At 72.6% G+C, this 25,527-nt stretch carries 24 protein-coding genes and 1 pseudogene; 12 read left to right on the top strand and 13 right to left on the bottom strand.

The window, feature by feature from the left end; translation table 11 throughout:
• Nucleotides 1-654 precede the first annotated feature (654 nt).
• The 3 genes from AB0K80_RS05690 to AB0K80_RS05680 all read left to right on the top strand — a co-directional run bounded on the left by AB0K80_RS05690 (nt 655) and on the right by AB0K80_RS05680 (nt 3,921).
• Entirely contained in the window at nt 655-2,394 is a 1,740-nt protein-coding gene (locus AB0K80_RS05690; RefSeq protein WP_365666149.1) for a trypsin-like peptidase domain-containing protein, read from the top strand.
• A gap of 164 nt (nt 2,395-2,558) precedes the next feature.
• Nucleotides 2,559-2,996 carry a sec-independent translocase gene (locus AB0K80_RS05685; RefSeq protein ID WP_365666147.1) on the top strand — a complete coding sequence of 146 codons (438 nt, stop codon included), beginning with the start codon at nt 2,559-2,561 and terminating at the stop codon, nt 2,994-2,996.
• A gap of 247 nt (nt 2,997-3,243) precedes the next feature.
• A complete protein-coding gene (locus tag AB0K80_RS05680) occupies nt 3,244-3,921 on the top strand; it encodes a hypothetical protein (RefSeq protein ID WP_365666146.1) in 678 nt (225 codons plus the stop codon).
• A 103-nt stretch (nt 3,922-4,024) separates the two neighbouring features.
• Here AB0K80_RS05680 and AB0K80_RS05675 read toward each other — a convergent pair whose 3' ends face one another.
• Genes AB0K80_RS05675 through AB0K80_RS05665 form a run of 3 tightly spaced genes read right to left on the bottom strand, consistent with a single transcriptional unit; the run spans nt 4,025 to nt 7,080 of the window.
• Entirely contained in the window at nt 4,025-5,158 is a 1,134-nt protein-coding gene (locus tag AB0K80_RS05675; RefSeq protein WP_365666144.1) for an Mrp/NBP35 family ATP-binding protein, read from the bottom strand.
• Between the two features lie 43 nt (nt 5,159-5,201).
• A complete protein-coding gene (locus tag AB0K80_RS05670; protein WP_365666142.1) occupies nt 5,202-5,807 on the bottom strand; it encodes a DUF1003 domain-containing protein in 606 nt (201 codons plus the stop codon).
• The gene (locus AB0K80_RS05665; RefSeq protein WP_365666140.1) at nt 5,797-7,080 is read right to left on the bottom strand and encodes a CBS domain-containing protein; all 1,284 of its coding nucleotides are present in this window, start codon (nt 7,078-7,080) and stop codon (nt 5,797-5,799) included. Before AB0K80_RS05665 ends, AB0K80_RS05670 begins: the two co-directional genes overlap by 11 nt.
• A gap of 201 nt (nt 7,081-7,281) precedes the next feature.
• Here AB0K80_RS05665 and AB0K80_RS05660 point away from each other — a divergent pair, with 201 nt between their 5' ends.
• Complete coding sequence (locus tag AB0K80_RS05660; RefSeq protein WP_365666138.1) at nt 7,282-8,034, top strand: hypothetical protein; 753 nt, start codon at nt 7,282-7,284, stop codon at nt 8,032-8,034.
• A gap of 5 nt (nt 8,035-8,039) precedes the next feature.
• Here the strand turns inward: AB0K80_RS05660 and AB0K80_RS05655 are convergent, their stop codons facing one another.
• The gene (locus AB0K80_RS05655) at nt 8,040-8,552 is read right to left on the bottom strand and encodes a hypothetical protein (protein ID WP_365666136.1); all 513 of its coding nucleotides are present in this window, start codon (nt 8,550-8,552) and stop codon (nt 8,040-8,042) included.
• A 22-nt stretch (nt 8,553-8,574) separates the two neighbouring features.
• Complete coding sequence (locus tag AB0K80_RS05650; protein ID WP_365666134.1) at nt 8,575-9,690, bottom strand: magnesium and cobalt transport protein CorA; 1,116 nt, start codon at nt 9,688-9,690, stop codon at nt 8,575-8,577.
• Nucleotides 9,691-10,200: 510 nt separating this feature from the next.
• Between AB0K80_RS05650 and AB0K80_RS05645 the strand changes: the two genes are divergently transcribed.
• Complete coding sequence (locus tag AB0K80_RS05645; protein ID WP_365666132.1) at nt 10,201-10,785, top strand: suppressor of fused domain protein; 585 nt, start codon at nt 10,201-10,203, stop codon at nt 10,783-10,785.
• 30 nt (nt 10,786-10,815) lie between these two features.
• On the opposite strand, the pseudogene AB0K80_RS05640 reads toward AB0K80_RS05645, so the two are convergent.
• Nucleotides 10,816-11,866 (bottom strand): annotated as a pseudogene (locus tag AB0K80_RS05640) (MFS transporter); the annotation flags it as partial.
• Nucleotides 11,867-11,983: 117 nt separating this feature from the next.
• Between AB0K80_RS05640 and AB0K80_RS05635 the strand changes: the two are divergent.
• From AB0K80_RS05635 to AB0K80_RS05625, 3 genes are all read left to right on the top strand, one after another.
• Complete coding sequence (locus tag AB0K80_RS05635; RefSeq protein WP_365666131.1) at nt 11,984-12,625, top strand: DUF6758 family protein; 642 nt, start codon at nt 11,984-11,986, stop codon at nt 12,623-12,625.
• Between the two features lie 190 nt (nt 12,626-12,815).
• Nucleotides 12,816-13,673: a PHP domain-containing protein gene (locus AB0K80_RS05630; RefSeq protein WP_365666129.1), complete on the top strand. Its 858-nt coding sequence runs from the start codon at nt 12,816-12,818 to the stop codon at nt 13,671-13,673.
• A gap of 77 nt (nt 13,674-13,750) precedes the next feature.
• The gene (locus AB0K80_RS05625) at nt 13,751-14,356 is read left to right on the top strand and encodes a MarC family protein (protein WP_365666127.1); all 606 of its coding nucleotides are present in this window, start codon (nt 13,751-13,753) and stop codon (nt 14,354-14,356) included.
• Between the two features lie 130 nt (nt 14,357-14,486).
• Here the strand turns inward: AB0K80_RS05625 and AB0K80_RS05620 are convergent, their stop codons facing one another.
• Nucleotides 14,487-14,639 (bottom strand): hypothetical protein, encoded by a 153-nt coding sequence (locus tag AB0K80_RS05620; RefSeq protein ID WP_125504360.1) that lies wholly within the window; start codon nt 14,637-14,639, stop codon nt 14,487-14,489.
• 239 nt (nt 14,640-14,878) lie between these two features.
• On the opposite strand from AB0K80_RS05620, the gene AB0K80_RS05615 reads away from it, so the two are divergent.
• Nucleotides 14,879-15,772: an NYN domain-containing protein gene (locus AB0K80_RS05615; RefSeq protein WP_365666125.1), complete on the top strand. Its 894-nt coding sequence runs from the start codon at nt 14,879-14,881 to the stop codon at nt 15,770-15,772.
• Here the strand turns inward: AB0K80_RS05615 and AB0K80_RS05610 are convergent.
• Complete coding sequence (locus AB0K80_RS05610) at nt 15,769-16,650, bottom strand: alpha/beta hydrolase (RefSeq protein WP_365666123.1); 882 nt, start codon at nt 16,648-16,650, stop codon at nt 15,769-15,771. The genes AB0K80_RS05615 and AB0K80_RS05610 overlap by 4 nt on opposite strands.
• 181 nt (nt 16,651-16,831) lie before the next feature.
• Nucleotides 16,832-19,432 carry a DEAD/DEAH box helicase gene (locus AB0K80_RS05605; protein WP_365666121.1) on the bottom strand — a complete coding sequence of 867 codons (2,601 nt, stop codon included), beginning with the start codon at nt 19,430-19,432 and terminating at the stop codon, nt 16,832-16,834.
• A gap of 498 nt (nt 19,433-19,930) precedes the next feature.
• Here AB0K80_RS05605 and AB0K80_RS05600 point away from each other — a divergent pair, with 498 nt between their 5' ends.
• A complete protein-coding gene (locus AB0K80_RS05600) occupies nt 19,931-20,683 on the top strand; it encodes a ferritin-like fold-containing protein (protein WP_365666119.1) in 753 nt (250 codons plus the stop codon).
• A gap of 112 nt (nt 20,684-20,795) precedes the next feature.
• Here AB0K80_RS05600 and AB0K80_RS05595 read toward each other — a convergent pair whose 3' ends face one another.
• From AB0K80_RS05595 to AB0K80_RS05580, 4 genes are all read right to left on the bottom strand, one after another.
• The gene (locus AB0K80_RS05595) at nt 20,796-21,065 is read right to left on the bottom strand and encodes a hypothetical protein (protein ID WP_365666117.1); all 270 of its coding nucleotides are present in this window, start codon (nt 21,063-21,065) and stop codon (nt 20,796-20,798) included.
• Nucleotides 21,066-21,270: 205 nt separating this feature from the next.
• On the bottom strand, nt 21,271-21,498 hold the full coding sequence (locus tag AB0K80_RS05590; protein ID WP_365666116.1) for a DUF3107 domain-containing protein: 228 nt from the start codon (nt 21,496-21,498) through the stop codon (nt 21,271-21,273).
• 148 nt (nt 21,499-21,646) lie between these two features.
• Nucleotides 21,647-22,294, bottom strand: coding sequence for a TetR/AcrR family transcriptional regulator (locus AB0K80_RS05585; RefSeq protein ID WP_365666114.1), 648 nt, complete (start codon nt 22,292-22,294; stop codon nt 21,647-21,649).
• Nucleotides 22,295-22,501: 207 nt separating this feature from the next.
• Complete coding sequence (locus tag AB0K80_RS05580) at nt 22,502-22,726, bottom strand: hypothetical protein (protein ID WP_365666112.1); 225 nt, start codon at nt 22,724-22,726, stop codon at nt 22,502-22,504.
• Between the two features lie 323 nt (nt 22,727-23,049).
• On the opposite strand from AB0K80_RS05580, the gene AB0K80_RS05575 reads away from it, so the two are divergent.
• The gene (locus tag AB0K80_RS05575) at nt 23,050-24,105 is read left to right on the top strand and encodes an alpha/beta hydrolase (protein WP_365666111.1); all 1,056 of its coding nucleotides are present in this window, start codon (nt 23,050-23,052) and stop codon (nt 24,103-24,105) included.
• Nucleotides 24,106-24,113: 8 nt separating this feature from the next.
• Nucleotides 24,114-25,481, top strand: coding sequence for a DUF3152 domain-containing protein (locus tag AB0K80_RS05570; RefSeq protein ID WP_365666110.1), 1,368 nt, complete (start codon nt 24,114-24,116; stop codon nt 25,479-25,481).
• The last annotated feature ends 46 nt before the right edge of the window (nt 25,482-25,527 follow it).

Raw genomic sequence — 25,527 nt, 5'->3', positions numbered from 1 at the left:
GGGCCGCTCGCCGACCGGCTCTGCGCACGGGCGCGCGAACCTGATTGAATCCGGGGATGCGCCCACGGCCAGGCGGTCGTCAGGGTGCGGAGTCGACTGCCGCGGGCACCGCCGATGGGCCGTGCCACGGCCAGCTGTGGGGAGAGCATGAACGAGGGGAAGCCCACGAAGGCGAAGTGGTGGAGCCGTCCTCGCACGCAGGGCGAGGGGGAGCCGGAAGGGGCTTCGTCGCACGACCACGGGGCCGCTGCACCCGGATCCGGGGGCCGGATTCCTTCGGTGGACGCCGACGGGGACTTCCGGCTGGAACGCCCCCGGACGGCTCGCGCCGGTGACGAGGGCGACTTCGAGCCGGCACGGCCCGCGGTTCCTCAGGGCGGGGACGGCGACTACGAACTCGAGCGACCCGCCCCAGCCGAGGCCGGCCCGGGCACGCCTCCGACCGGCGACGCCGCAGGGCCGGACACCCCTGCGGCCGCCGCCGACCAGGCCGCCGCTGACGCCGGGCCCCTCCCGCCTGCCCCGCCCGGTTCGCCGGCGGGGGTGGAGTCCGCAGGTGCTGTTTCCGGGAGGCCGGGGGGCGGGGGACCTGTGGCCGTCGGGTCGGATGCGCCGGTCGGTGGGGACTCGGCGTCCGTCGTGCCCGGCTCGCCGGTGGGAGCCGAGTCTGCGGGTGCTGCCTCCGGGGGGCCGGAGAACCGGGGACCCGTGGCCGCCGTGTCCGCTGCGTCGGTCGGTGCTGAGCCCGCGGGTGCCGTTTCCCGGGTACCGGAGGGCGGGGGCCCCGTGGCCGCCGTGTCCGGTGCGTCGGTCGGTGGCGAGTTCCCGGATGCCGTCGCCGGAGTGCCGCAAGGCGGGGACCCGGTGGCCGGCGGAGCCGAGCGGCCCAAGCCGTTGCACGACCCCGACCCGTACAGCACGCCGCCGTACGGCGAGCCCGGCCCCTGGGCTCCGGCGCCGCCCGTGCAGCACCCGGCCACGACACCCGCACAGGGCACGGCCGTGGCGCCCCCGGCACAGGTCCGGGCGCCGGCCCCGGGCACGCCCCTCCCGCCGCCGCACGGCGTATCCGGGGCGGCCCCCGTCCCCGCCCCGGCTCATGACGTACCGGCCGGCCTCCCGCTCCCCGCCCCGGGTGTGCCCGTCGCGCCGCCGCACGGCATGGCACCCCCGGCCGACGGCCCCTGGCAGCGCTACGACCCCTGGGCCGTCCCCGCCGCGGCCCCCGCAGCGACGGGCCCGCTGCTGCAGACCGGGGCGGCCGTGGCCACCCCGGAGCAGCGGCGCACCAGGGCCAGGAAGGCACTCGTCGCCGGTGCCGTCCTGCTCGCGGTGGTGTCCGGGGGCGTCGGCGGCGTCGCAGGGGCGTATCTGGAGCGCAACGGCGGGGTCGGGACCGTGGAGTTGCCGCAGGCCGGGAAGGAGCCCGCCGGGCGGGCGCCGGGCAGCGTGGCCGGCATCGCGGCCCGGGCCCTGCCGAGCGTGGTCACCCTGCACGTGAGCGGCTCCGGCGAGCAGGGCACCGGCACCGGCTTCGTCCTGGACACCCGCGGCCACATCCTCACCAACAACCACGTAGTGGAGCCGGCCGGCTCCGGCGGCGAGATCACGGTGACCTTCAACAGCGGCGACACCGCCGAGGCCACCGTCGTCGGCCGGGACAGCGGCTACGACCTGGCCGTCGTGAAGGTCAAGGGAGTGGACGGGCTCAGCCCGCTGCCGCTCGGCAACTCCGACAACGTGCAGGTCGGCGACCCGGTCGTGGCCATCGGCGCCCCCTTCGACCTGGCGGGCACCGTCACCTCCGGCATCATCAGCGCCAAGGAGCGGCCCATCACGGCCGGGGGCGACAAGGGCGACGGCAGCGACGTGTCCTACGTCGACGCCCTCCAGACCGACGCGCCCATCAACCCCGGCAACTCCGGAGGGCCCCTGCTGGACGCCCAGGGCCGGGTCATCGGCATCAACTCCGCGATCCGTTCCGCCGGCAGCGGTTCCGACGCGGAGGGCGGCCAGGCCGGGTCGATAGGCCTCGGCTTCGCGATACCGGTCAACCAGGGCAAGCGCGTCGCCGAGGAACTGATCAACACGGGCCGGGCCACGCACCCCGTGATCGGCATCACCCTCGACATGAACTACACCGGAGACGGCGCCCGGGTCGGCACCAAGAGCAACGACGGAGGCTCACCGGTCACCCCGGGCGGCCCCGGCGCACAGGCGGGCATCAAGGCCGGTGACGTCATCACCGAGGTCGACGGCCAGCGCATCCACTCCGGCGAGGAACTCATCGTCAAGACGCGCGCCCACCGCCCCGGCGACCAGCTCGAGCTGACCCTCCAGCGCGAGGGCCGGGAACGGAAGGTGTCCCTGCGGCTCGGCTCCTCCGGTGACTGAGGCCGGCAAACAATCGGGAAAGCGCTCACACCACAGCACTCGGAGAGCCCGGGACAGTACCGGTCGTACGGGATCGCCGGGTACCGTGGAGCCGGCCCGGACCACGGCAAGACCCGCACAGACCACCGAGGGCCGAGGACCGCGGACATCGCAAGGAGCTTCAGGTGTTCAATGACATAGGACCGCTCGAGCTGGTGACGATCGTCGTCCTCGCCGTGCTCGTGTTCGGTCCGGACAAGCTCCCGAAGGTCATCCAGGACGTCATGCGCACGATCCGGAAGATCCGTGAGTTCTCGGAGAGCGCCAAGCAGGACATCCGGCAGGAGCTCGGGCCGGAGTTCAAGGACTTCGAGTTCGAGGACCTCAACCCCAAGACGTTCCTGCGCAAGCAGCTGGAGAACGACGACCTGGGGCTGAAGGAGATCCGCAACGGCTTCGACCTGAAGAAGGAGATGGCCGAGGTCACGGACGCCGTGCACGGCCGCGACACGGAGCTGCCGGCCGCTTCCGGCTCGGGCTCCTCCGGCCGGGTCGACATGACCAAGAAGCCCGACACCCCGGGCGGCGACGCCCGCCCGGCCTTCGACCCGGACGCCACCTGACCGTACGACACGCGCCCGCCGGGGGCGTACGCACCCGGCGGGCGTGACGCGTTTCATACTCCACCCGGGCTGCGTACGGCCTGAACCGGGCGTACGGACGCCCCATGTGGCGGGCGCTTTCCCTGCTGGTCGCGGCGGGTGTGGTTATGCTGCCGAGTTGTTGTGCGGACCGTACACGAACGAGCAACGCCCCCCGAAGCGGGGCGGGCCGCTCCGGTTCGACGAGAGCGAGGAGGCGTCCGGGCACATGGAGACGACGAGTCGGGCAGTCGCGCAGACGCCGGCCGCGGAGGGCGGACAGCAGGTCCCCACCGCCCGGCGTACGGTCGACGACTACCTGCGTGCGCCCTTCCCGTGGTACGGCCTCGACGAGGCCTTCACGGGGCAGCGCTGGCTGATGCAGGTCGGAACGGCGGCTGACGGCGCCGTGGAACACGGCTCGATCGGCCACGGTGACGAGCCCTCGGTGCGCAGCGAGTACGCGGCCGCGGCCGCGGGCGAGCAGGACGCCAAGGAGAAGTTCGCGGTCGTGGTGACCGTGGCGTCCCACCCCGTGCGCCGCAGCCCGGACGGCACGGGCGTACTGGAGGCCACGTCGGTGTCCTCGGCGGCCTGGCTGGCGGGCGTGGGGCTGCTGTCCTTCACCTGGCCGGGGCACATGGACCACACGCTGCGGGACGACTGGCTGGAGCAGCAGACCGAGACGGCCTGGGTCCTGGCGGACGACCTGGACGGGCCCGACTGGACGACGCTGTCGTTGCCCGTGGACGGGGTGCCGACGCCGTTCCACTACCGGGAGTCCGAGTTCGGCTGGGTCCTCGCCGGTGCCACGACGTCGGGGGTGCATCTGGGGGCGTACGGCAGGGGCATGAGCGCGTACGGGCTCGGCTTCGCCGTGGTGAAGGACATCGCCGAGTACGCGTGAGGCGTGCACGCGTGAGTGCGTACGCGTCAGGCGCGTACGCAGCGGGAAAGGGGCGCCGTCGGTTGTCGGCGCCCCTTCACCGTAGGGGTGCGCAGGGACGTTCCTAGAACTTGTTCCGCGGAGTGATGCCCAGCGACAGGCCCGCGAGGCCGCGCTGCCGCCCGCCCAGCTTCCCGGCGATGGCGCGCAGGGCCGTGCCCGCCGGGGAGTCCGGGTCCGTCAGGACGACCGGCTTGCCCTCGTCGCCGCCCTCGCGCAGCCGGACGTCGATGGGGATGCTGCCGAGGACCGGGACGGTGGTGCCCGTGGTCCTGGTCAGGCCGTCGGCGACCAGCTGCCCGCCGCCCGTGCCGAAGACGTCGACCATCTCGCCGCAGTGCGGGCAGGGCAGGCCCGACATGTTCTCGACCACGCCGACGATCTTCTGGTGGGTCTGCACGGCGATCGAGCCGGCCCGCTCGGCGACCTCCGCGGCGGCCTGCTGGGGCGTGGTGACGACCAGGATCTCGGCGTTCGGGATCAGCTGCGCGACGGAGATCGCGATGTCGCCGGTGCCGGGCGGCAGGTCCAGCAGCAGGACGTCCAGGTCGCCCCAGTACACGTCCGCCAGGAACTGCTGCAGGGCGCGGTGCAGCATCGGGCCGCGCCAGACGACCGGGGCGTTGCCCGGGGTGAACATGCCGATGGAGATGACCTTCACGCCATTGGCGGACGGCGGCATGATCATGTTCTCCACCTGGGTGGGGCGGCCGTCGGCGCCCAGCATGCGCGGCACGGAGTGGCCGTAGATGTCGGCGTCGACCACACCCACCTTGAGGCCGTCGGCCGCCATAGCCGCCGCCAGGTTCACCGTCACCGAGGACTTGCCGACGCCGCCCTTGCCGGAGGCGACCGCGTAGACGCGGGTCAGGTTGCCCGGCTTGGCGAAGGGGACCTCGCGCTCGGCCTGGCCGCCGCGCAGGGCCGCCGCCAGCTCCCTGCGCTGCTCGTCGCTCATGACGTCGAGGGTGACGTCGACGCGGGTGACGCCCTCGACCCGCGAGACCGCCTCCGTCACGCGCTGGGTGATGGTCTCGCGCATCGGGCAGCCGGAGACCGTCAGGTACACGGTGACCGCGACCGCCCCGTCCGCGCCGATCTCCACCGACTTGACCATCCCGAGCTCCGTGATGGGCCGGTTGATCTCGGGGTCGTTCACCGTCGCCAGTGCCTCGCGCACCGCGTCTTCCGTAGCCATAAGGACGATGGTACGGCGCCCGGGAGGGCCCCTGGTAAGCCCGTCAGCGGTCGTCTGCGTCACGTCCGCGCGGCCGGTCCGCCGGAACTGCCTGGAATGTTCCGTGCTCGTGACGGTGGCCGTTGTGCCGTTCCTCCAGTTCCTTCACCAGGTCCTGGAGCTCGGAGCGGATCCAGTCGCGGGTGGCGACCTCACCCAGGCCGATGCGCAGCGCGGCGACCTCACGGGTGAGGTACTCGGTGTCCGCGATCGAGCGCTCGTTCTGCTTGCGGTCCTGTTCGAGGTTGACCCGGTCGCGGTCGTCCTGCCGGTTCTGCGCGAGCAGGATCAGCGGGGCGGCGTACGAGGCCTGCAGGGACAGCGCCAGCGTCAGGAAGATGAACGGGTACTCGTCGAACCGCACCTCGCGCGGCATGAGGGTGTTCCAGGCGATCCAGACGATGATCACCACCGTCATCCAGACCAGGAACCGCCCGGTGCCGATGAAGCGGGCGATCCGCTCCGACATCCGGCCGAAGGCCTCCGGGTCGTACTCCGGGAGCAGCCTCGGCCGCCGCGGCAGCGGCTGGTCGAGCCGGGTGCGATGCCGGGGCGCGGCCGTGGCCCCGGCCGGTACGCGCTCGCGGACGGTCTCACGCTCAGGAGCCATCGGTCGCCACCTCCTCGTTCAGCTGGAACTCCGTCTCCCGCCAGTCCTCGGGCAGCATGTGGTCCAGGACGTCGTCCACGGTCACCGCGCCCAGCAGCGACCCGGCCTCGTCGACGACGGGCGCGGCCACCATGTCGTACGTGGCGAAGAACCCGGCGATGTCGGGCAGGGGCGCCTCCGGGTCGAGGGGTTGCAGGTCGCTGTCGACGATCGAGCTGACCAGCGTGTAGGGCGGCTCGCGCAGCAGGCGCTGGAAGTGCACCGTGCCGAGGTACTTGCCGGTGGGTGTCTCGTCGGGCGGGCGGCAGACGTAGACCTGGGCGGCGAGGGCCGGGGACAGGTCGGGGTTGCGGACCCGGGCGAGGGCGTCGGCGACGGTGGCGTCCGGCCGCAGCACGATCGGCTCGGTGGTCATCAGACCGCCCGCCGTGCGCTCCTCGTACGACATCAGACGGCGCATGTCGGCCGCGTCGGACGGCTGCATCAGGCTCAGCAGCCGCTCCTGCTCCTCCGTCGGCAGCTCGCCCAGCAGGTCGGCGGCGTCGTCGGGGTCCATGGCCTCCAGCACGTCGGCGGCGCGTTCCTCCTTCAGCTTGCCGAGGATCTCGATCTGGTCGTCCTCCGGCAGCTCCTCCAGGACGTCGGCGAGCCGGTCGTCGTCGAGGGCGGCGGCGACCTCGGCGCGGCGCTTGGGGGAGAGGTGGTGCAGGACGTTGGCCAGGTCGGCGGCGCGCAGCTGCTCGAAGGTGGCCAGCAGGCTCTCCGCGCCCTGCCCGTGCTCCTCCAGGGAGAAGCCGGTGACGGCCGACCACTCGACGGTGAGCGCCTCGCCCCTGGCGCGCCGGAAGGGGCTCGCCTTCCTGCCCTTGCGCACGAAGACCCGGTCGATCTCCCACTCCCGGCGGGCGGGCAGCTGATGCACCGACAGGTCCAGGACGGTGACCTCCTCACCGCTCTCCACGAGCGTCACGCGCCGGTCCAGGAGCTCACCGAAGACCAGCCGCTCGGTGGGCCGCTGCTCGAAGCGCCGGACGTTGAGCACGCCGGTCGTGATCACCTGGCCCGACTGCACGGCGGTGACCCGGGTCATGGGCAGGAAGATGCGGCGGCGGGTGGCGAGTTCGACGACCAGGCCGAGCAGCCTCGGCGGCTTCCGGCCCACCCGCAGCATGACGACCAGATCGCGCACGCGCCCCACCTGGTCGCCGGCCGGGTCGAAGACGGCGACACCGGCGAGGTGCGAGACGAAGATCCGGGGGGCGCCCGCTGCCATGGCCGCGGCTCCTTTTCGTGCGGGGTGCTTCCTGGTGACTGTCTTTTCCGAATTGCCCGCTCGGATGGGCTTCAGGCTAGCCCGTCCAGATCGGGTGTGCGCTGGTGGGGGGTCCGGACGGACCGGCTCAGCCGGGCCCCTGCGGCACCGGTACTCTGCGGTACGCCGTCGAGGATCCCGATCAGGAAGGCAGCCCCACCTGTGACTCCGATTCCCCAGGGCCGAAACCGCAGGGCCGCGCTGGTGGGCGCGATGTGCGCGCTGGCCGTGGCGGGGACGGGCCTCCTCGCGGGATGCGCCGAGGACCCGGACGAGGGCACCAACGGCGTCGGCAGACTGCCCGCCGAGCAGATCCAGACCAAGACCCGCACGGCGGCCCGGTCCGCCTCCGCGGTCCGCCTGCACGGCAGCGTGGTCAGCAGCGGACGTACGTACACGCTCGACATGCGGCTCAAGCCCGGCGGCGCCACCGGCTCGGTCACCGCCAAGGGCGCCACCTTCCAGCTGCTGCGGATCGGCGAGCAGCTCTACCTCAAGGCCGACGCGGCGTTCTGGAGTCACGGCGACGGCCAGGACGGCGAGGGTGACGCGGCGGCGGCCGGCAAGCTCGACGGCAAGTACGTCAAGGTGCCGCAGGGCGACCCCTCGTACCAGAAGTTCAGCGGTTTCACGGACAAGGACGTCCTCCTCGACGGTCTGCTCACACTGCACGGCAAGCTGGAGACGGACGGCCACCACGAGCAGGCGGGCGTCCGCACGATCCGCATCACCGGCGACCAGGGCTCCGGCGGCACGCTGGACGTCTCCCTGGAGGGCAAGCCGTATCCGCTCCGCCTGGTGCGGGGTGGCGGGGCGGGCACCCTCCGTTTCTCCGCGTGGGGCCAGGACTTCCCCCTGGCCGAGCCGGCGAAGGGCGAGACCGTGGACTACGGCAGGCAGCTGCCGGCGTCCTGAGGCGCCTACCCCCGTTTTCGCCGCTTCAGCAGCAGCCGCGGCAGACCCGCGGGGATCGGCTGCCGGGTCGTCACCGGGGTCGGGCGGGGCGCCTCGGCCAGGGAGCCGTCCGGCAGCGGTGCCGTGGGCCCCGCCGGCTCCAGGCGCAGCACCCGGCACTCGCGGGCCCAGCGCTCGGGCATCGCCTCGCCGTCGGGCGCGTTGAGCCGCTTGCCCTTGAGCTCGGCGACCGCCGCCTGCCACGCCTCGGACCCGGACGCGAGCTCGACGACCTTCGCGGTCCAGGTGACCAGCCGACCGCCCTTGTCCTTGCTGCGGACCGTGACCTGGGCCTCGGCCCCGTCGGACAACCCGCCCAGCGGCTGCTCGCCCGGCCCGTCACCGACGACACACGCGGCACCCTCGTGCCACACGTGCCACAGCGCACGCGCCGGGAGGCCGGGTGCCTCGACCCAGATGAGGCCGGACTTCTTCGTGGCCTCCTCGACGAGGGCCTGGTTGAGCAGCGCACTTGTCATGGCGCAAGCCTATCCGGGCCGGTCAGAGCCAGCCGTTGCGCTTCAGCGCGCGGTGGATGCCCAGACAGATCGCCACGGTGATGCCGAGGGTCACCGGGTAGCCGTAGCGCCAGTGCAGCTCGGGCATGTGGTCGAAGTTCATGCCGTAGACCCCGCACACCATCGTCGGTACGGCGATGATCGCGGCCCACGAGGTGATCTTCCGCATGTCCTCGTTCTGGGCGACGGACGCCTGGGCGAGGTTGGCCTGGAGGATGGAGTTCAGCAGCTCGTCGAAGCCGAGGACCTGCTCCTGGACGCGGGCGAGGTGGTCGGCGACGTCCCGGAAGTACTTCTGGATGTCCGGGTCGATCAGCCGCATGGGCCGCTCGCTGAGCAGCTGCATGGGCCGCAGCAGCGGCGACACGGCCCGCTTGAACTCCAGGATCTCCCGCTTGAGTTGGTAGATCCGGCCGGCGTCCGTGCCGCGCGGCGCGCCCTTGCGGCCCGGCGAGAACACCTCGGTCTCCACGTCGTCGATGTCGTCCTGCAGGGCGTCGGCGACCGCGATGTACCCGTCGACGACGTGGTCGGCGATGCCGTGCAGCACGGCCGAGGGGCCCTTGGCCAGCAGCTCCGGGTCCTCCTGGAGGCGGTGCCGCAGGCTCCGCAGCGAGCCCTGCCCGCCGTGCCGGACGGTGATGAAGAAGTCCCGGCCGGTGAAGCACATCACCTCGCCGGTCTCGACGACCTCGCTGGTGGAGGTGAGCCGGTCGTGGTCGAGGTAGTGGACGGTCTTGAAGACGGTGAAGAGGGAGTCGTCGTAGCGCTCCAGCTTGGGCCGCTGGTGGGCCTGGACGGCGTCCTCCACGGCCAGCGGGTGCAGCCCGAACTCCCGGGCGATACCGGCGAACTCCTCCTCGGTCGGCTCGTGCAGGCCGATCCAGGCGAAGCCTCCGTCGCGGCGCACCAGGCGCATCGCCTCCTGCGGGCTGAGCGCCCGGTCGGTGACCAGACGCCGGCCGTCGCGGTAGACGGCGCAGTCGACGACGGCCGAGGTGCCGGCGCGGTCGCGCGTGCTGTCGTAACCGCCGCTGTCCTTGCGCAGCGACACACGGGAGGGACGGACCACGGCGCGCAGGTCGCGGATCATCGACATGGGCAGGGCTCCTTCGCAACGGGCGACGAAGGGCCTCCGGCGGCGGGTGGAACTACCCGGAATGGGGACGTCCTGGATACGCATGTTTGGCGCGTCCACAAAGCGGGGAGCACCGCACCGTCGCGGTGGCGAGCTTCGTCACTGATTCAGCTACTGCGGCAGATCAGGCAAAACGAAACGAAGTGCTCTTCCGTACGAAGACGCGATGAAGACGCGCAAGCGAGAGGTGACAGCCGGCTAGAGCGAGACCAGCGAGATCAGCGGTCGGAAGAGCGGGTAGTACTGCACGGTCGACTTCGATCCATGACAGCCCCACCTCCTCCGGCCGGTCCCTCGTAAGGGACGATCCTTCCCCCTGTAGGGGTTCCCCGTAGGGGAGTGTTTTCACGGCGTCGGGACCCGATCGCGACGCTTCTGCGTGCTGCCCCGAACCACCGGGCAAGAGTATCAGCCCGCCCGTGGTGTCAAGGCGCTGCTTTGCCCGGTACTGACGAGTTCTATGCTCGCCGCATGGCAGATGTTCTCCCTCTGGTCGAGGCCCGGTTGCGTAGCGCGCTGGGCGAACCGGACGCGCGCGCCGCGGTCACCTTCCTCGGCACGGACCGCATCGAGGTGCTCCGCTTCCACGAGGGCGACATCGTCCGCTACGCCACCCTCGGCATGTCCGCACACCCCATGACGGACCCCACGGCGACGCTCGCCGACCCGGTCAGGGGGCCGCGCGCCGAACTGGTCCTGTCGGTGCGGGCCGGGCTCGCCGACACCGGCAAGGTGCTCCGCCCGCTGGCCGTGCTCGCCGCGTCCCCGCAGGTCGAGGGCGTGGTCGTGGCCCCCGGCGCGTCCCTCGACGTCGGTGAACCGCTGTGGCCCGGCGCCCCGTTCACCTCCGTCCTGGTCGCCGAGCCGGGCGGCCTGGTCGAGGACCTGGAACTGGACGAGCCGATGGATCCCGTACGGTTCCTGCCGCTGCTGCCCATGACGCCAAACGAGGCCGCCTGGAAGCGGGTGCACGGCGCCCAGGCGCTCCAGGAGCGCTGGCTCACGCACGGGACGGACCTGCGGGATCCGTCCCGCAGGTCCGTCCCCCTCGAGTGACCGATCTCACCAACCAGTGGCCGGAAAGCGTCAGTTGGCGAAGACGCCTCCACCGTCCCCGGTGGCGATCCTCGGCTCCGGCGCCGCCACGTCGTGCGTGAGCGCCCTGCGCCGTATGGCGACCAGAGCGCGCCCAGCACCGCGGTGACGGCCGCCACCACGAAGGGGAGACGGGCGTCGCCCCACTCCTCCAGCCGCGGTGCGAGGCAGGGCGCGGCCGCCGCCGCGAACCACCGCACGAAGTTGTAGCCGGCGCTCGCCACCGGCCGGGGCGCGTTCGAGACGCCAAGGGCCAGCTCGGTGTAGACGGTGTTGTTCACGCCGATCAGGGCACCGGACAGGACCGTGCACACGACGGCGGCGGTATGGCCGCCGTATCCCAGCACGAGCACATCGGCCGCCAGCGCACCAGTGAGCCGCCGAGCACCCGCAGCGAGCCGTACCGCTTCTGCAGACGCGGCGCCACGAGCACCGAGAAGACCGCGAGCAGCACGCCCCAGGCGAGAACACGGCCCCGGACCGGTACGGGGTCATGTTCAGTACGAACGGGGTGAAGGCCAGCACGGTGAAGAACGTGTAGTTGCAGAAGAGCGCCGAGCCGGCGGCGGTGGCCAGGCCGCCGTGGCCGAGCGCCTTCACCGGGTCGAGCAGCGAGGTCTTCCGGGCCGGCCTCGGCTGCTCCTGCAAGAACGCCGCGACGCACAGGAAGCCGACCGCCATGAGGAAGGCGGTGCCGAAGAAGGGGTAGCGCCAACTGGCGTTCCCCAGCAGGGCGCCCAGCAGCGGGCCGCAGGCCATGCCGAGGCCGAGCGCCGACTCGTACAGCAGGATGGCCGCCGCACTGCCCCCGGCCGCCGCCCCGACGATCACCGCCAGCGCCGTGGAGACGAACAGCGGCGAAGGCCACGACCGACGCCAGGCCCAGCAGCAGGGTCCTGCGGCCGCCGATGCGGCTGGAGACGAAGCCGGTCACCGGCATCGCGACGGCGGTGATGAGGAAGTACGAGGTGAACAGCAGCGAGACCTGGCCGGGTGTGGCGCTCAGGCCCTGCGCGATGGACGGCAGGATCGGGTCGACCACATTAAGTTAGCTACGCTAACTAGTGCATAGGGCAGCCGGTTCCCCTGGTCAGCCGGTTCCGCCCGGTCGGGTGATCGTCCTTGACGGGACGGGGCAGGGGTAGGACCGTGGAGCCCTATGAGGGGCGAACCCAGTTGCCCGAAGTGTGGTGGCCGGGTCAGGGCTCCCGGCCTCTTCTCCGATTCGTGGCAGTGCGATGTGCATGGCACCGTGCATCCGGTGCAGCCCGTGATACCGCCCAGCGTCGACGCCCTCGAGGTCGTGGTGCACCGCGCCAAGGTGCCGGTGTGGATGCCGTGGCCGTTGCCGGTCGGCTGGCTCTTCACCGGCGTGGCCTGCGCGGGCGACGACCGCAGTGGCGGCCGCGCCACGGCCGTGGCCTGCTCGGGGCCCGGCCCGCTCGGCGGCCCGGGGGAGCTGATCCTCGTGGCCGAGGAACTAGGCGTGGGCCTGGGCGCGCGGTACGCCGGCATCGAGGGCCCCGACCCGGGACCCTGCCTGGATGTCGGGAAGCCCGCCCAGGCCAAGGTGCTGGCCGCCGGCCGCCCGACCCCGCTGTGGCTGCTGTCCGGCACCCCGGACGACCGCGCCGTCTTCGCCGGTGAGGCGCTGGGCATGTGGCTGTGGGCGGTGGTGTGGCCGGAGCAGTCCGGGCTGCTGATGTACGACGAGCTGGTGCTGGCCGACCTGCGCGAGGCGGGGGCGGAGGTGGAGCTCGTGCCGTGCGGTGCGCTGTCGCCGCGCCTGCTCGAGCCGTAGCGGCAACGGGGGTGGGTCTCGGACGTCAGCGGCGGCTGCGGGTCGTCTCGGGCTGATCGCGCGGTTTCCTGTGCCCTGGGCGGCCCGTCCGTAGGGGGCGCAGAGCGGTTTCGGGTGTGACAGAGGAGCCGGAAAATCCGGTTATCCTTGAGCGTCCCTGTCCGTTCCGTCACCGCCTGGAGTTCGCGTCGTGCGCATCGATCTGCACACCCACTCCACCGCCTCCGACGGCACGGACACCCCGGCCGCCCTGGTGCGCAAGGCCGCCGCGGCCGGGCTGGACGTCGTCGCGCTGACCGACCACGACACCACCCGCGGACACGCCGAGGCCATCGCCGCGCTGCCGCCGGGGCTCACCCTGGTCACCGGCGCCGAGCTGTCCTGCCGTCTCGACGGCATCAGCATGCACATGCTGGCCTACCTGTTCGATCCCGAGGAGCCCGCGCTGCTCGCCGAGCGCGAGCTGGTCCGCGACGACCGGGTGCCGCGCGCCCAGGGCATGGTCGCCAAGCTCCAGGAGCTCGGTGTGCCCGTGACCTGGGAGCAGGTGGAGCGCATCGCCGGTGACGGGTCCGTCGGGCGGCCCCATGTGGCCACCGCCCTCGTCGAGCTGGGCGTCGTACCGACCGTGAGCGACGCGTTCACGCCCAACTGGCTGGCCGACGGCGGGCGGGCGTTCGTGGAGAAGCACGAGACCGACCCGTTCGAGGCGATCCGGCTGATCAAGGGCGCGGGCGGGGTCGCCGTGTTCGCGCACCCGGCCGCGAGCAAGCGGGGCCGTACGGTCCCGGAGTCCGCGATCGCCGAGATGGCCGCCGCCGGCCTCGACGGTATCGAGGTCGACCACATGGACCACGACGCCGGCGCCAGGGCGCGGCTGCGCGGGCTGGCGAAGGAGCTGGGGCTGCTCGTCACCGGGTCCAGCGACTACCACGGCAGCCGGAAGACCTGCGTGCTCGGTGAGTTCACCACCGACCCCGAGGTGTACGGGGAGATCACGCGGCGGGCGACCGGGGCGTTCCCCGTCCCCGGCACCGGCGGGGCCTGACACCCACCGCGACCCGAGTCCTCCTTCTCTCTTCTCCTTTCCCCCTTCTCCCCCTCTCCGCTCTCTGCAAGGCACACATGTTCGACGTCGCCGTCTTCGGCTCTCTCTTCCTGACCCTTTTTGTCATCATGGATCCCCCCGGGATCACCCCGATCTTCCTCGCGCTGACCGGCGGGCGCCCCGCGCGGGTGCAGAAGCGGATGGCGCTGCAGGCCGTGTGTGTGGCGGGGGGTGTGATCACCGTCTTCGGCCTGCTGGGCCATCAGATCCTGAACTACCTGCACGTCTCCGTACCGGCGCTGATGATCGCCGGCGGGCTGCTGCTCCTGCTGATCGCCCTGGACCTGCTCACCGGCAAGTCGGACGAGCCGAAGCAGACCAAGGACGTCAACGTCGCCCTCGTCCCGCTCGGCATGCCCCTGCTGGCCGGGCCCGGGGCGATCGTGTCGGTGATCCTCGCCGTGCAGAAGGCCGGCAGCGTCGCCACGCAGGTCTCGGTGTGGTCGGCGATCCTGGCCATCCATGTCGTGCTGTGGCTGGTCATGCGGTACTCGCTGCTGATCATCCGGGTCATCAAGGACGGCGGCGTGGTGCTCGTCACCCGGCTCGCGGGCATGATGCTCTCCGCGATCGCCGTGCAGCAGATCATCAACGGGATCACCCAGGTGGTCCAGGGTGCGTGAGCGGCGCTGAGCGGCTCATGTGCGCCGCATGAGCAGAGCCCCCGTACGGGAACCGGTCGACGGTTCCGTACGGGGGCTCTCAAGCGTATGTAGAGGGGCTCCGCTGCTGGCGAGACCGGCTACGGCTCGCTTACGACGCCGAGGTCTCGGCCGGACGGATCCACAGCCGCTGCCCGATGGCGGCGGCCTGCTGAACGATACGGTTGACGGAGGCGGCGTCCACGACGGTGGTGTCCACGGGCGTGCCGTCGACGTCGTCGAGTCGCATGATTTCGAAGCGCATGGGGCTTCTCCCTTCGTCTGGTCATCCTCCTGAAGGAGAACTACTGGTGGGTGGCCCACGGGGCCGCGGTGCCCCCTGTTCCGTACTGAGTCAACGGGCTGCGTGTTACAAACATTCCCTACGCTAAGGAAATTTTTCGAACGGCTAATTACTGACCGGTAAGTGTCTGGGTCGAGACTGGCCCGGACCGGTTGTGTACCGGTTGTGGCCGAAGCGTGACCGCCAGGACAATGGACGGGATGAACGACGACCTCGCGGCTCTCAGCGCCCGCATCGACCGCACCAACGAGCTGCTCCACCGCATGCTCGCCGAGGTGGCGAAGACGCCCTCGACCCATGCGATCTTCGTCGACGCGGGCTACCTGTACGCGGCGGCCGGGCGGCTCGTGGCGGGCACCGAGGACCGGCGGGCGTTCGACCTCGACGCCGAGGGGCTGATCGACGCGCTCATCGACCGGGCCCGCACCATCTTCGCGGACAGCCGGCTGCTGCGGGTCTACTGGTACGACGGAGCCAGGCGCCGCATCCACACGGCCGAGCAGCAGTCCATCGCGGAGCTGCCGGACGTCAAGGTGCGGCTGGGGAACCTGAACGCCAACAACCAGCAGAAGGGCGTCGACTCGCTGATCCGCACCGACCTCGAGTCACTCGCCCGGCACCGCGCCATCAGCGACGCGGCGCTGCTCGGCGGCGACGAGGACCTGGTCTCGGCGGTCGAGGCGGCGCAGGGGTACGGCGCCCGGGTGCACCTGTGGGGCGTCGAGGCACCGGAGGGCCGCAACCAGGCCGAGCCGCTGCTGTGGGAGGTCGACAGCCAGCGCACCTTCGACCTCGACTTCTTCAAGCCCTACGTCTCCCGCCGCACGGCCCCGGCGTACGAGTCGGCGGCGGCCCGGCCCACCCGGGAGGACGTACGGTTCGTGGGCGCGCAGATCGCCGCCAAGTGGCTGGCCGCCCGGGGCCGGGACACCCTCGTCGAACTGCTCCCCGGACACCCCTACCTGCCCGGCTCGGTCGACCAGGACCTGCTGGTGGAGGCGGAGGGCCTGCTGCAGTACTCGCTGCGCGGGCAGGCGGACCTGCGGCGGGCGCTGCGGGACGGGTTCTGGGACCACCTCCAGACGCTGTATTAGGTGCGCTCCCGACCCGCCGTGTCCCAGAAGTCGGCCAGGGCCCGGGCGGTGGGCAGCGGCTGGTCCGCGTTAGGGGAGTGCTCGGCGCCCTCGACGACCGTGCGGTGCGCGTTCAGCCGTACGGCCATGTCGTCCAGGAGCGCGACCGGCCAGGTGTCATCGTGCGCACCCGACAGCACATGGAACGGCAGGGGAAGGGCGGCCAGTTCGGCCACCCGATCCGGCTCGGTGCACAACTGGCGGCCGGTGGCGAGCAGTTGGGCGGGCTTGGTGCCCAGCCAGCGGCGGCGCAGCAGGTCCTGGTCGCCGATGCCCCGGGCCGGGCCGCCGACCTCCTCGGGCGGGCCCATCGCCTGGATGACGTCCCAGACCTCCGCCATCGACATCACCGCGAGCGCGTCGCGCAGCAGCTTCACACGCTGCTGCTGGGAGACGGAGATCTCGGCCGGTCCCGACGCCATGAGGGTGAGGGACCGGAACGGGGCGTGGTCGAGCAGCACGGCGGCCCTTGCGATCTGCCCGCCGAGCGAGTGCCCGAGCAGGTGCACGGGGCCGCAGTCCAGCGCCTCGGCCTGTGCGAGCACGTCCCGCGCCAACTCCTTCTGGGCGTAGGCGGTCTCGTCGTCCTCGGGGCCGTCCGACTCGTGCTGTCCCCGGCCGTCCACCGCGACCGTGCGGTACCCGCGCGTCGCGAGCGGCTCGTGCAGCAGAGTGAAGTCCTCCTTGCTGCCGGTGAATCCCGGCAGCAGGAGAGCCACGCCGCGGGGCTCCGCGCCGGGCGCCGCGGGGCAGTCGACGACGGCGAAGACGCCGCGGGCCGTTGAGAGGCCGTACGCGCGGGCGCCGGGGGGTGGGGCGGGGGCGGGGTGGGTCGTCACGTGGGTGAGGGTATCGGGTGGGGGAGGGCCCGGGGGTTCTCGCCAGGTGAGATGCGCAGTGGGGTGTGCCGGGACGCCGACGGCCCGGGCCCACAAGAGGTGGGACCGGGCCGTCGGCGTGTGTCGTTCTCCCGCTGCGGGTCCGGAGGACCGGTTCTTCCGCGACGGGAACCGCAGGGCGTCAGCCGTCCGTGGACTCCGCGGCGACCGTGGCCTTGCGGGCCCGGCGGGCCCTGGGCTTGGTCTCCGCCGCTTCGGCCGTGTCGGTGCCCGGCTCGGCCTTGGCGGTGGCCTTGCGGGTGCGGCGCGGCTTGGTTTCGGCGGTCTCGGGGTCCGGGGTGGCCTGTGCCGGGATGTCCGCGGGCTCGGTGGCCTTGCGGGTGCGGCGACGGGGCGTGGCCTCGGTGGCCTCGGCGGTGTCGACGGCTTCCTGGGCCTTGGCGGCCGCGGTCTTGCGGGTGCGGCGCGGCTTGGTCTCCGCCGTCTCGGCCGTGTCGGTGCCCGGCTCGGCCTTGGCGGTGGCCTTGCGGGTGCGCTTCGGCTTGGCCTCGACGGTCTCGGGGTCTGGGGTGGCCTGTGCCGGGATGTCCGCGGGCTCGGTGGCCTTGCGGGTGCGGCGACGGGGCGTGGCCTCGGTGGCCTCGGCGGTGTCGACGGCTTCCTGGGCCTTGGCGGCCGCGGTCTTGCGGGTGCGGCGCGGCTTGGTCTCCGCCGCTTCGGTGGTGTCGGTGCCCGGCTCGGCCTTGGCGGTGGCCTTGCGGGTGCGCTTCGGCTTGGCCTCGACGGCCTCGACGGCCTCGACGGCCTCGACGGCCTCGACGGCTTCGGCGGTGTCGACGGCTTCCTCGGCCTTGGCGGCCGCGGTCTTGCGGGTGCGGCGCGGCTTGGTCTCCGCCGCCTCGGCGGCTTCCGGCGCCTCGGGGGCGGCGGCGGACGCCGATGCGGCGGTCTTGCGGGTCCGGCGCGGCTTGGTCTCCGCCGCCTCGGCCGTGTCGACGGCGGTTTCCGCCGCGGCGGTGGCCTTCCGGGTCCTGGACCGGCGCGGCGTGGCCTCGGTGGCCTCCGCCGTCTCGACCGCGGTCTCGGCGGCCTCCGTGACCGGCGGGGCTTCCGCGACAGCCGGAGCCTGCGCGGTCTGCGCGGGGGTCGTCTCCTCGACGGACGGCTCGGCCGTCCGGCGGACACGGCGGCGGCGCGGCTTGTCCTGCTCCGCCCGGGCGGCGTCCGGCGCCGGGCGCGGGCCTGCCTCCGCCGTCTCCACAGCGCTCTGCGCGGCCTCGGACACGACGGCCTCGGACACGACTGCCTCGGCTGCCGCCGTGCTCGGCGTCGCGTCGGCCGGTACCCCGCCGCGCATACGGCGACGGCGGCGCGGCGTGCGCGGAGCCGTGCCGGCCTCCGTCTCGGCGGCCTGGGGAGCCGTGCTCTGCGGCGCGGTCGAGGACTCGGGCGTACCGTCCAGCGGCGCCCCGCCCCGCGTACGGCGGCGGCGGCGCGGCGTACGCGCCGGGCGCTCACGGTCGGCGGACGGCGCCTCGTCACGGCCGCCGCGACCACCGCGGCCACCGCGCCCGCGCGGCCCCCGGCCGCCCGGCTCGCCGAGGTCCTCCAGTTCCTCCGCGTCCAGCCCGGCGCGCGTGCGCTCCGAGCGCGGCAGGACGCCCTTGGTGCCCTCGGGGATACCGAGGTCGGTGAAGAGGTGCGGGGAGGTGGAGTACGTCTCCGGCGGGTCGCTGAAGTCCAGCTCCAGCGCCTTGTTGATCAGCTGCCAGCGCGGCACGTCGTCCCAGTCGACCAGGGTGATCGCCGTACCCTTCGCGCCCGCCCGGCCCGTACGGCCCACGCGGTGCAGGTACGTCTTCTCGTCCTCCGGCGACTGGTAGTTGATGACGTGCGTGACGCCCTCGACGTCGATGCCGCGCGCGGCGACGTCGGTGCAGACGAGCACGTCCACCTTGCCGTTGCGGAAGGCGCGCAGCGCCTGCTCGCGGGCGCCCTGGCCGAGGTCGCCGTGGACCGCGCCCGCGGCGAAGCCACGCCGCTGCAACTGCTCGGCGATGTCCGCCGCCGTACGCTTCGTGCGGCAGAAGATCATCGCCAGGCCCCGGCCCTCGGCCTGGAGCATGCGGGCGACCATCTCCGGCTTGTCGAGGGAGTGCGCGCGGTAGACGAACTGCTTGATGTTCGCGACCGTGGCGCCCTCGTCGTCCGGCGCGGTGGCGCGGATGTGGGTGGGCTGGGACATGTAGCGGCGCGCGAGGCCGATGACCGCGCCCGGCATGGTGGCCGAGAAGAGCATGGTCTGGCGCTTGGCCGGCAGCATGTTGATGATCTTCTCGACGTCGGGCAGGAAGCCCAGGTCGAGCATCTCGTCGGCCTCGTCGAGGACCAGGCACCTGACGTGGCTCAGGTCGAGCTTCTTCTGGCCCGCGAGGTCGAGGAGCCGGCCCGGGGTGCCGACGACCACGTCGACGCCCTTCTTCAGGGCCTCGACCTGCGGCTCGTAGGCCCGGCCGCCGTAGATGGCGAGGACGCGCACGTTGCGCACCTTGCCGGCGGTCAGCAGGTCGTTCGTCACCTGCGTGCACAGCTCGCGCGTGGGGACGACGACGAGCGCCTGCGGGGCGTCGGTGAGGTCCTCGGGCCTGGCGCGTCCGGCCTCCACGTCGGCGGGGACGGTCACGCGCTCGAGGAGCGGGAGGCCGAAGCCCAGCGTCTTGCCGGTGCCGGTCTTGGCCTGGCCGATGACGTCCGTGCCCGAGAGGGCCACGGGCAGCGTCATCTCCTGGATGGGGAAGGGAGTCGTGATGCCGACGGCCTCCAGGGCCTCGGCTGTCTCGGGGAGGATTCCGAGGTCTCGAAACGTCGTAGTCAGGGTGCTGCCTCTTCTGTGTGCGCGGCGCGAGGCGAGCGCGGGGGTCGTGTCGTGTGACCGTGCCGGGGACGTCGGCCGCCCGGGCGGGCGGGCCGTGTGGCACGGGACCACTGCCGACGCTCTAGCGCTCGTACCGCTGAGGGTGTCCCCCTCCGGGTGCCGCACGCGTGGTGCCGTACGGACGGGGAGGGCTGTCGGGTCGGAGCCGATCGGGCCACCGACCGGGCATCCTCATACGTGCGGCCCGTCGAGTACGTCCTCTGCATTGATCGGCGTACTCAGCAGGCGCATTACCACCATACCCCGGATTCGCGCACATGCGATGGCCGATTTGGTCACGTAGTCGTCGTCACACTGGTTGACCAGTGCCTTCCACCGGGTGGGGAGCGGACTATTGTGCGCTTCATGACGAGCTCTGACAAGCCTGAGAACGCGGCGGGCACCCCCGGCGCCGCCGAGCACACCGCAGTCGCCGCCCTGGACTGGGCGACGGCCTCCGCCGACCCGCAGTACCGCGCCGCGGTCGTGGACCTGCTCGGCGCGCTCGCGTACGGGGAGCTGGCGGCGTTCGAGCGCCTCGCGGAGGACGCCAAGCTGGCGCCGACGCTGGAGGACAAGGCGGAGCTGGCGAAGATGGCCTCCGCCGAGTTCCACCACTTCGAGAGGCTGCGCGACCGGCTCAGGGAGATGGGTGAGGAACCGACCCTGGCCATGGAGCCGTTCGTCGCCGCGCTCGACGGCTTCCACAAGCAGACGGCCCCCTCGGACTGGCTGGAAGGGCTCGTCAAGGCGTACGTCGGTGACTCCATCGCCAGCGACTTCTACCGGGAGGTGGCGGTGCGGCTGGACTCCGACACCCGGAGCCTGGTGCTGGCGGTGCTGGACGACACCGGGCACGCCGGCTTCGCCGTCGAGCGGGTGCGCGCCGCGATCGACGCCGACCCGCGGGTGGGCGGGCGGCTCGCGCTGTGGGCGCGGCGGCTGATGGGGGAGGCCCTGTCGCAGTCGCAGCGGGTGGTCGCCGACCGGGACGCGCTGTCGACGATGCTCGTGGGCGGCGTCGCGGACGGCTTCGACCTCGCGGAGGTCGGCAGGATGTTCTCCCGGATCACCGAGGCGCACACCAAGCGAATGGCCGCGCTGGGCCTGGCCGCGTAGCGCTGCGGGGAGGGCCGGAGGTTGCGCGGCCCGCTGCGGTGGATCTGCGGCTGGTCGCGCCGGCCCCGGGGCCCCGTGGGCCCGGTCGTCTCGTACCGGTGAGGTGCCGCCGTCACGCCGTCGCTGATCGTCGGCGGAGTCTGCCCGACGGCCGCAGCAGCAGCGACAGCGACGCCACCGAGACGATCGCCGCACCGAGCAGGACCAGCGGCAGGTTCCCGGCGTCCAGGGCGCTGTGCGTGACGAAGGCTCCGAAGAGGGATCCCGCGACGCCCGTGGACAGCACCAGGGTGCGGGCCGGGAGGCGGTGGGGCAGGCGGTGTACCGCCGCCCACGCCAGGGCGAGACCGAGGATGGCGGAGCTGAGCGCTTCCAAGAGCATGTCGGGGTCCCTCCCACATGGCCGGCCGGCCCACAACGGTCGTAGCCGGTCTTACCCCTGACCTGCGGAATCCAATCCACCCCTGTGGGCGACCTGTGCGCCATCCGTGAAGGAAAACGGTGGGTGAACACCTGGCCAAAGATCGGCCTCATGACGCAGGGCCCGGCGGTGCGCGACCGCCGGGCCCTGCGTCATGTGCGCGTGCCTACAGCGCGCCGAACCCCACCTTGCGCGGGGCCGGCTCGCCGATCTCCACGTAGGCGAGGCGGTCGGCCGGGACCAGGACCTTGCGGCCGTGGTCGTCCACGAGGCTCAGCAGCTGCGACTTGCCGGCGAGTGCCTCGGCCACCACGCGCTCGACCTCCTCGGAGCTCTGACCGCTCTCCAGAACGATCTCGCGGGGCGCGTGCTGCACGCCGATCTTGACCTCCACGGCTATGTCCCTCCGACGGTCAGTGAAGTGCGCGACCTTCCGCGCCGTACCCCGCACACATTAGCCCGGTGAGGGGACGGACACGCTCCGGGCGAGCACGCCAACAGCGAACAGCCTGCGGGAACAAAGCCCGGGCACACCGCTTGGGTCAGTGGTGCTGCTGCTCACTGCCGTGCAGCGGGAAACCCGCGATGCCCCGCCACGCCAGCGAGGCCAGCAGCTGCACGGCCTGGTCGCGCGGCACGCTGCGGTCGCTGTGCAGCCAGGACCGCGCCACCACCTGGGCGAGGCCGCCCAGGCCCGAGGCGAGCAGCATCGACTCCGCGCGCGACAGGCCGGTGTCCTCGGCGATGACGTCGCAGATCGCCTCGGCGCACTCGTTGGTGACCTTGTCGACGCGCTCGCGCACGGCGGGCTCGTTCGTCAGGTCCGACTCGAACACCAGCCGGAAGGCGCCGCCGTCGTCCTCGACGTACGCGAAGTAGGCGTCCATGGTCGCCCGGACGCGCTGCTTGTTGTCGGTCGTCGACGCCAGCGCGTTCCGTACGGCCTGGATGAGCGACTCGCAGTGCTGGTCCAGCAGGGCCAGGTAGAGGTCGAGCTTCCCCGGGAAGTGCTGGTAGAGCACCGGCTTGCTGACGCCGGCGCGCTCGGCGATGTCGTCCATCGCGGCCGCGTGGTAGCCCTGGGCCACGAAGACCTCCTGGGCGGCGCCCAGCAGCTGGTTCCGTCGGGCACGGCGCGGCAGGCGCGTGCCCCGCGGGCGAACCGCCTCTGTCTGCTCGATGGCTGTCACGCCGCCTCCCATAGTCGTCCACATGCGGTCTGGGCCGCGTCGCCATCGTACTTTTCGGTAACCGTGCTGCGCGCGGTGCGAGCGCGAAATTTCACGGACCGGACAGGGGACGCAGCGGCACAGACGGCTCCCAACGGGATCAAAGCGGGCACGACGCGGCCTCTTTCCTGCTCAGCGGCGCCCCGCGCCGCCCGGCGTCGCCACACGTCACCGGTAGTCGTCCTCGTCGAGGTCGACGATCCGGGCCTGCTCCGCCAGATCGGCCTCGCTGGCGCGGCCCGGGTCCAGCCGGGTCAGCGGGTCGTCGCGGTCCGGCTTGATGTCCGCGAGCTGCTCCGCCGCGTCGACCTCCGGGGCCTCGACACCGAACTCCCGGTCCTCCCGCGCCTCCTCGTCCTCGAACGTCTCGGGGTCGGTGGGGTCTACGGCCATGGGTGGGCTCCCTTCCAACGATCGTCCCTGAAGCATGCAGGGGCCACATGCGGGTGCCCTCTGTACGAGCTTAGGAGGCACCCGAACCGGACGCTATGCGATCCGCGTACGGGACGTGACGCGATGCGCGTCCCGCGCGGCCGATGCGGGTCGCTTGTGTTCCCCCCTGGCGCGCGGCGACACCCACTCCTTGCGGTGGGGGCGCCGTCGGTGGTGTGCCGGCAACCTGCCTGCCGGGCACACGTCTTCGTGGCCGGCAAGGGACAGGTACCTGTGACGGCGAACACGTGAACCACTACGTGATCGTCTCGTAACATTGCCGCATGTCTTCGACCGAGCTGCCGTCGGTGCCCCCCGCCAACGTGCTTCCCAAAGTGGCGGCCGTCCGGGTCGCGGAGGGGGAGCGGCTCAGGTCGGTGCACCTGCCGGGCGTCACGCTCACGGTGCGGTCGCGCCCGCCCGCCCGCGACGGGCTGCCGCCCGCCCTGTACGTCCACGGCCTCGGCGGGTCCTCGCAGAACTGGTCCGCCCTGATGCCCCTGCTGGACGACGTCGTCGCCAGTGAGGCTGTCGACCTGCCCGGCTTCGGGGACTCCCCGCCACCGGACGACGGCGACTACTCGATCTCCGGGCACGCGCGTGCGGTCATCCGGTATCTCGACGCCGCCGGACGCGGCCCCGTGCACCTGTTCGGGAACTCACTGGGCGGGGCGGTCGCCACGCGCGTCGCCGCGGTGCGGCCCGATCTGGTCCGTACGCTCACGCTCGTGTCTCCCGCCCTGCCCGAGATCCGCGTCCAGCGCAGCGCCGTGCCCACCGGGCTCCTGGCGGTGCCCGGGGTAGCCCCGCTGTTCACCCGGCTCACCCGGGAGTGGACGGCGGAGCAGCGGGTCCGCGGGGTGATGGCGCTGTGCTACGGAGACCCCACGCGCGTGACGCCCGAGGGGTTCCGCCACGCCGTGGAGGAGATGGAGCGGCGGCTGCGGCTGCCGTACTTCTGGGACGCGATGGCCCGTTCCGCGCGGGGGCTGGTCAACGCCTACACGCTGGGCGGGCAGCACGGGCTGTGGCGCCAGGCCGAGCGGGTGCTCGCGCCGACCCTGCTCGTGTACGGCGGCCGGGACCAGCTCGTCGGCTTCCGCATGGCCCAGAGGGCGGCCCGGGCCTTCCGTGACGCGCGTCTGCTCACGCTGCCGGACGCCGGGCACGTGGCGATGATGGAGTACCCCGAGACGGTGGCCATGGCCTTCCGCGACCTCCTCCGGGACCGGGGCGAGGCGGGGGAGCGGGCCGCCGGGAAAGCAGCTCGTGAGCCCGGCGGCGCTCGTGCCGGCCAGGGCGTGGACGGCGGCGTGACCGCCGAGAACGTGGGGGGCTGAAGCCCGACGTGGGACGCCACAGCCGCCGCGGCCCCGCCCCCAAGGGCGACGCCGCGCAGACAACAGCAGTACGGGACGGGGGGCCGGGGCCGGATGCGGCTCCCGGAGCCCGGACGTCCGGCGCCCTGCCCGGGCGCCGTCCGGCACCGGCGCCCCAGGGCCCCGCGCAGGGGTACGGTCTGCCGCCCCGACCCGACGGAACCCCGGCACGCGGCGTGCCGCGGCTGCCGGACGGCACTCCCGCCCAGGGCGTCCCGGGGATGCCCGACGGGACCCCCGCCCACGGCACCCCCCGAGTCCGGGGAGGCCACCCCGAGCAGCGGGAACCTGGCGGCGGCTGGGGGGAGTTGAGAGGACGGGGCGGGGCCGCGCTGCCCATACCGCGGCAGCGGCGGGCACCGGTGGACGGGCCGCGCCAGGAGTACCTCGACGCCTTCGCCCAGGACGAGGACGTCTTCGCACCCCGCTGCCCCCGCACCGCCACGGCCCGCACAGCCGCGGAACCCCACGCCCACGCCCGCGTCTCCGACGGCGGTGACGGCGGTTCTCCCACCGGGACGCCCGCGCCCACCAAGGGGGCCAAGGGGCGGACCTTCACCGGCATCGCGGCCGCCGCCGTCACCACCGTACTGGCCGTGATCGTCGCCGGACAGGTCGCCGACGACCGCGACGGCGGCGCCGTGCCGCCGCAGTCCGCCGCCGACCAGGCCGGCGACTCCGTCGTGCGGGAGGACGGCCGGGCGGCACCCTCGGTGGCGCCGAGCGCGACCGCGCAGCTGACGTACGAGCAGAAGATGGACCGCAGGTACCCGCTGAGCGCCACGTTGAAGGGGCCGGGGAAGTTCGACGCGGTCCCGGGCATCGACAAGGCGCCCGGCGGCGGGCAGAAGTTCACCTACCGGGTGGACGTGGAGCAGGGGCTCGGGCTCGACGGCGAACTGTTCGCCGAGGCCGTGCAGAAGACCCTCAACGACGACCGCAGCTGGGCCCACAACGGTGCCCGGACCTTCGAGCGCATCTACTCCGGGAAGCCCGACTTCGTGATCACCCTGGCCAGCCCGGGCACCACCGCCGAGTGGTGCGCCAAGTCGGGGCTGGACACCACCGTGGACAACGTCTCCTGCGACTCGGCGGCGACCGAGCGCGTGATGATCAACGCCTACCGGTGGGCGCAGGGGTCCAAGACGTACGGCGACAAGATGTACGCCTACCGGCAGATGCTGATCAACCACGAGGTCGGCCACCGCCTGGGCTACGGCCACGTCACCTGCGACAAGGACGGCGACCTCGCTCCGGTCATGCAGCAGCAGACCAAGTTCCTCGACCACGACGGCGTCCACTGCCGGCCCAACCCCTGGCCCTACCCGGGGAGTTGACGCAGGGGCGCGGGTGACGTGCGGTATCTCGCGTTGACATGCGCAG

It is taken from the genome of Streptomyces sp. NPDC052682, assembly GCF_040678435.1.
Classification (GTDB): Bacteria; Actinomycetota; Actinomycetes; order Streptomycetales; family Streptomycetaceae; genus Streptomyces.
This window is presented reverse-complemented; position numbering and strand designations above follow the sequence as displayed.